We start from the raw sequence: 1,214 nt of genomic DNA, 5'->3' as shown, positions 1-1,214 counted from the left end.
TCCAAGAGGTAAAAATATTAACGGCTCCACGGAAAAAGTGGCTTAAAAACTTGTTTTTAAATAGAGTATATAAGTGTAAATCATCCATTTCACTGTTGTTATTGTTCGGGGGCAAAAAAGTTTTCCGTATCGAATAATTGAGAAATGAAGAACGCAAAGAAGTTTATAAGCCTTTACGAAGATAAAACTGACGAAAGCTTCCAGAAATGGGGCTATTATTATCCGCCCAAAACATGGGATGAATTTTATGCCTGGGAAAATGACACCTTTGAAAAATATCTGGCAGACAAAGAGGATGACATAAAAAAGACAAAATCGTATGTGAGCCTACTGGACACAACCAATGACTTTGGATTCTACCTCGCGTTTCAACAGCCTAACTATGAACTATTAAACAATGTTTTATACCAAACTTCAAGACAAAAATTACTGAACAGCGGAATGACCGCAAGCGGAACAGACCACTGTAATGTTTTATTGAATGTATTTGATGCTTTTGCCTGTAACGATTTTGGGGTCATCGATGCATTCCTACCCAAAGCATTATCACCTGCTAAAGGTCAATTTTACACCCAAATTACAGTGAATCTATTGAAAGTGCTCTATTACAAAGACGCTTCGCTAAAAACAGATAGTTTACAAAAAGCTGAGAAGTTTCTTTCAAAAAAAGTTACGCGTTGGGAAAAGTATGTGGTTTTGTATTTTGTTGCATTAATAAACCAGGATAGCACAGAAGCGAGCATCTGCTTACAGGAACTGTGTGCCGCATATCAAAAAATGCAACATGCGCTCGGCAAACTGGATAATAAAATGGTGAAATGTTTTGCGGCCGAAATTCATGGCATGTATCGCTTCGCCAGGGTTATTGATATCGAACTATTTGAAAAAATAGCTTACCCTGAGCATCCTTGTTTTTGGGAAAAATTTGAAGTATGGCAACAAAAAAATAAGTTCCCAAAAGGAGTGCTTTTCTATAAGCGACCGCAAGCAATGGACTATATGAATAAACTATTTGAAGCAGATTTACCAACTGTAACGCTGCATAGTCCTTATGCGGATAAGAAAATTATAGTGAAAGACGTGGAAAACTTCACACGCACACTCACTGAGAATGTGAAATCCCGCCAGCAGAAGTTTGTGGATAATCCGCACTAAGCTGACCCCCAAAAGCCGGAAGGTTTTTGACCATATTTGGTTCTTAATTTTTCTGCCAA

General features: G+C 37.7%; 1 protein-coding gene. It reads left to right on the top strand.

Annotated elements, in window-relative coordinates; translation table 11 throughout:
• The first annotated feature begins 144 nt into the window (after positions 1-144).
• Positions 145-1,155: a hypothetical protein gene (locus ACRD7A_RS19055; RefSeq protein WP_430812980.1), complete on the top strand. Its 1,011-nt coding sequence runs from the start codon at positions 145-147 to the stop codon at positions 1,153-1,155.
• Positions 1,156-1,214: the final 59 nt, after the last annotated feature.

This window comes from Carboxylicivirga longa (assembly GCF_050589825.1).
Taxonomy (GTDB): domain Bacteria; phylum Bacteroidota; class Bacteroidia; order Bacteroidales; family Marinilabiliaceae; genus Carboxylicivirga; species Carboxylicivirga longa.
Note: the sequence above shows the minus strand (reverse complement) of the source record. Positions and strands in the feature narration are given on the sequence as shown.

What these genes read in the sequence shown, in the direction of transcription:
- ACRD7A_RS19055 (WP_430812980.1), top strand. Translation starts at nt 145, where the DNA reads ATGAAGAACGCAAAGAAGTTTATAAGCCTTTACGAAGATAAAACTGAC.